The organism is Eubacterium sp. CAG:161 (assembly GCF_000432355.1).
GTDB lineage: Bacteria > Bacillota > Clostridia > Lachnospirales > Lachnospiraceae > Eubacterium_G > Eubacterium_G segne.
This window is the reverse complement of the sequence record NZ_HF991861.1, coordinates 37,778-42,047: the sequence shown is the minus strand read 5'-3', so window position 1 is coordinate 42,047 and position 4,270 is coordinate 37,778. Positions and strand designations below refer to the sequence as shown.

4 protein-coding genes and 2 pseudogenes are annotated in these 4,270 nt (G+C 35.2%); 2 read left to right on the top strand and 4 right to left on the bottom strand.

The annotated features are described in order from the left end of the window. Positions 1–229 precede the first annotated feature (229 nt). Together Q5O30_RS05175 and Q5O30_RS05170 are read right to left on the bottom strand one after the other, a co-directional pair. Positions 230–472: pseudogene (locus Q5O30_RS05175) on the bottom strand (GNAT family N-acetyltransferase); the annotation flags it as partial. Next, positions 457–630, bottom strand: a complete 174-nt coding sequence (locus Q5O30_RS05170) for a ybaK/proline--tRNA ligase associated domain protein (RefSeq protein ID WP_021952691.1) — start codon at positions 628–630, stop codon at positions 457–459. The gene Q5O30_RS05170 and the pseudogene Q5O30_RS05175, both read right to left, overlap by 16 nt. 151 nt (positions 631–781) lie before the next feature. Here Q5O30_RS05170 and Q5O30_RS05165 point away from each other — a divergent pair, with 151 nt between their 5' ends. Further along, positions 782–1,216, top strand: coding sequence for a MarR family winged helix-turn-helix transcriptional regulator (locus Q5O30_RS05165; RefSeq protein ID WP_021952690.1), 435 nt, complete (start codon positions 782–784; stop codon positions 1,214–1,216). Then, positions 1,217–1,993 (top strand): sulfite exporter TauE/SafE family protein, encoded by a 777-nt coding sequence (locus tag Q5O30_RS05160; RefSeq protein WP_021952689.1) that lies wholly within the window; start codon positions 1,217–1,219, stop codon positions 1,991–1,993. 267 nt (positions 1,994–2,260) lie between these two features. On the opposite strand, the gene Q5O30_RS05155 is transcribed toward Q5O30_RS05160, so the two are convergent. Beyond that, entirely contained in the window at positions 2,261–3,592 is a 1,332-nt protein-coding gene (locus tag Q5O30_RS05155; RefSeq protein WP_021952688.1) for a M18 family aminopeptidase, read from the bottom strand. Positions 3,593–3,620: 28 nt separating this feature from the next. Beyond that, positions 3,621–4,269, bottom strand: a pseudogene (gene sfsA / locus Q5O30_RS11705) (DNA/RNA nuclease SfsA). Position 4,270 lies beyond the last annotated feature (1 nt).

Genomic DNA, 4,270 nt, shown 5'->3' with positions numbered 1-4,270 from the left:
GTGTATACTATTAGTTTTTCTTAATCTTCTTATAGTATACACCGGATGTAAAAAAAATACAATAGCACAATATAAGCCTTATAAAGTACAAACCACCATTGTGCCTGCCCCAATATTCAATTTGCATTTATCCGTTCTTACATTGCAGTATTGTAATTACATCTTGTATCAATTATAATATATATTATTCGTTACTTTGTCAAGTGTTTTTTGTGATATTATAAAATAATTAAAATTCTAATCTCATCTGATTCCACACTACGTTTCCGTGTGTTGAATGCTCTGAAATACCTTCATTTATAAATCCGAATTTAGAGTAACACGGTACTAAAGCATCCTTGCATGTTAGTACTAAGCCTTTTCTTCCCTGTATTTGCACATCATTAATTGCCTGTGTAATTAATCTTCCTGCAAGCCCACGTTTACGATAATCAGGAATAGTATTTACTCCAAAAATCATTTGCCATTTTCCTTTTCCATAACAAAAACTTCATTTCCATGCTCTTTTATTATTTCCACTAAATCATTAGTTTTAATCCAGATTGTAGCTGTATTATCCTTTGGATGAACCCCTACGATTCCGGGATATTCAAAAAAACATTCCTCTATAAACACCTTAACTTTTATCATCGTACACTAATTTTACTCATATTTATTAAACTTTTCCAATACTTTTTGCTTCCTGCTACACATTTATATGATTTACTTTTAATTTTTTCTATGTTATAATACTTCAAATTTGAACTATTCATTTTTGTACTTTTATATTGGAGGATGTATTATGCGAACAGGCATTGAATTTGCTCATAAAATTTCTTTAGCTTACTCTGCAATGTGTAAGCCTTTATGCCATCAGATAAATTTACCTCAGACAGCATTTGATATTCTGATGTTTTTATCCAATAATCCGGAATTTACCACTGCCCGAGATATTGTTGAAATCAGAAAAATCAAGGCAAATCTTGTATCCGTCAATGTGGACCGGTTAGTAAATGACGGATATCTTATCAGAAAAGAAGTGGAAGGTGACCGGCGCAAGCACCAACTTGTATGCACTCCTAAGGCAGATGAAATAATTAACATGGGACTTATTCTTCAAAAAAACTTTGTAGACAGGATTTTCGAAGATATAGATGAAGAAACTAAAGATGCCATTTACAGTTGCATTAGCAAGATGAATTCAAATCTCAATGAAATTTTAGAGGAGGTTCAATAAATGGACATTTTAATAACATTTGTAGTAACATTTTTTGCAGGAATGGGTGCAGGACTTGGAACCGGTTTTGCAGGAATGAGTGCAGCTGCAGTTATCAGCCCAATGTTAATTACATTTCTTGGCATGGACCCATATATGGCTGTGGGAATTGCCCTGTCATCAGATGTTTTAGCCAGTGCTGTTTCTGCCTATACATACGGAAAAAATAAAAATCTTGATATAAGAAACGGACTTATTATGATGGTTAGCGTTTTAGCATTCACTGTTGTAGGAAGCTATATTTCAAGCCTTGTTCCATCTACAACCATGGGAAACTTTTCTGTTTTTATGACCTTTCTTTTGGGAATTAAATTTATTGTAAAGCCTGTTATGACAACCAAAGAAGCAATGGCCGATGTTCCTGCCAAAAAGCGTGCCATTCAGTCAGTTATCTGTGGCGTTTTAATTGGATTTATATGTGGTTTCGTTGGTGCCGGGGGAGGTATGATGATGCTCCTTATTTTAACTTCAGTTTTGGGATATGAACTTAAAACTGCCGTGGGAACCAGCGTATTCATTATGACATTTACAGCATTTACCGGTGCAGCCTCACACTTTGCCATTGGAGGTGCCCCTGATGTAACGGTCTGGATTTTGTGTATTATATTTACATTATTATGGGCAAGAATTGCTGCCGTGTTTGCCAACAAAGCTACGCCAAAAACCTTAAACCGTGCCACAGGTATTATACTTGTTATACTTGGAATTGTAGTTATGGCATTTTCAATGTTTGCATAATTGTTGTAAAAGTGTCCCTCAATTAAATTTGTAGGGACACTTTTTACTATATTTATAAATTACATATGGCATATAGTGGTATATTTTCCATCCACTCCTGGTTAATGTACTTCATTGTTGAAAATCTGACTGCAGTATCCGGGCTATACTTATCACAAAATGCTTTTAAACTCTTTGATTTAATGTTACAAAATTAGTATATCACATTTTTTCTTTATTCTACTGTATATGTTGTGATGATTGTATCCTCATCTTTATTTAAATATTCTATCCTAATATGAATTCCCCATTATCTCCAACTGTTACCTTTGTTTTATAAAATGCCTTAACTCCTTCTAACATATATAGTGCATCTTTTGTACCGGCTGTCTCATATGGCGAATGCATTGCCAACTGGGCAAGCCCGATATCTACCGTATTAATAGATATGTGACTGTTTGCTATGTTTCCCAGAGTTGAACCGCCGGGAATATCTGAACGGTTTACATAAGTTTGAGTCGGTACTGCTGCCTCCTTACAGATTTCTTTAAACACTGCTGCTGACATTCCATCTGTAGTATATTTTTGGTTTGCATTATACTTGATAACTATTCCACTATTCATATAAGGTCTGTTAGTAGGGTCAGCTTTTTCCATATAATTAGGGTGAACACCATGGGCATTATCCGCCGATAACATAAATGACCGGGAATATGCCCGAATCAAATCTTCTCCATTTATTCCCATACACAAACCGATTCTATTAAGAACATCTGACAAAAACGTAGAATCCGCCCCTTGCTTTGTTGTACTACCAACCTCTTCATTATCAAAAATGGCACAAACCGTAACGCTATTGGAATCAGACCCACCTGCAGCAATATGCGCCTTCATACAACTATAGGCACACATAATATCATCAAGCCTTGGTGCTGACATAAATTCACCATTACATCCTAAAACAGTTCCCTTTTGTCTGTTATATAAAAACAAATCTGAACTAACTATGGAATCCTCATTTACTCCGGCAACATCTGCCATTACTTTATAAAAAATTCCCTTAGATGTCAGTTCTCCAAACAGTGGAATCATATCTTTTTGAGGATTATATTTGACCCCCGTGTTGGCTTCTCTATTCATATGGATTGCCAGATTCGGAATAATACACAAATCTCTTTCAACATTTACCAGCACCGGTTTTATTTTCATTCCATCCTTAACAATAATACGTCCTGCCACTGACAACGGTCTGTCAAACCACGGTGCCATAAGCATTCCACCATATTTTTCCACATTTAATGAAAGGTACCTGTTGTCTTCTACCATTTCCGGATTTTCCTTTATTTTAAATGCCGGTGAGTCACTATGGGCTGCTGCTATTTGAAAATTTGAAATCTTATTATTCTTTGGTATACAAAATGCAATTATTGAAGAGCCGTTTCTTGTAACATAATATTTTTCTCCCGGTAACAAATTCCATTTATCCTGCTCATTTAATTGTGAATATCCGTTTTTTTTAAGCATCTCTGCAAAATTTGCCGTCACATGAAATGCACTGGGACTTTTATCTATAAACTCCATAAGTTCCTTTGAAAAATCAATAAATCTGCTTTCTTCCATAAATGCCTCCATATAACTTATCTAAAAGTTAATTTATTATCTCTAGGGTATCCCTTCCCACTTTGCATGTCAAATACAAAATTTTCACTCCGGCTTCTTTTGCCTCCTGTAATGCCACACCAAATTCAGGATGAGTATCTATATTAGGACGTACTTCATTAATTCCTTCCATCTGAATCACAAATGCTATTGCACATTCATAACCCGCCCTTTTTGCCTTAATTAATTCTCTTAAATGCTTAATTCCCCTTGTGGTAGGTGCATCAGGGAAATATCCTATTCCATCTATTTCCAAGGTGCATCCCTTTACTTCCATAAGATATTCCTGATTTCCTTTTCTCATATAAAAGTCAATTCTGGAATCTCCGTATTTATACTCTGGCTTAATGTAATCATAATCCTTTGTTTCTAACCACTCTTTCACTTGTTTCTAACCACTCTTTCACTCCCTTGTTTGGTGCCTGACTATCCATATTAATCCAACCAAAATTTTTCTTATATACAGCCACTAAGTCATATAAAGTCTTCCTATTTGGATTGTCAGAAACCTCCAGCCTTACAGGAGTTTTAGGAATCAACAATTCCTTACAACGCCCTGTATTTTTTACATGCACGGTATTTACAACTCCTTCTATATCAACATGGGCAATAAACCTGTTAGGACGGTCAATAAATATT

Coding starts and splice junctions, on each gene's coding strand:
- Q5O30_RS05155 (WP_021952688.1), bottom strand. CDS start 3,592: ATGGAAGAAAGCAGATTTATTGATTTTTCAAAGGAACTTATGGAGTTT.
- Q5O30_RS05160 (WP_021952689.1), top strand. CDS start 1,217: ATGGACATTTTAATAACATTTGTAGTAACATTTTTTGCAGGAATGGGT.
- Q5O30_RS05170 (WP_021952691.1), bottom strand. CDS start 630: ATGATAAAAGTTAAGGTGTTTATAGAGGAATGTTTTTTTGAATATCCC.
- Q5O30_RS05165 (WP_021952690.1), top strand. CDS start 782: ATGCGAACAGGCATTGAATTTGCTCATAAAATTTCTTTAGCTTACTCT.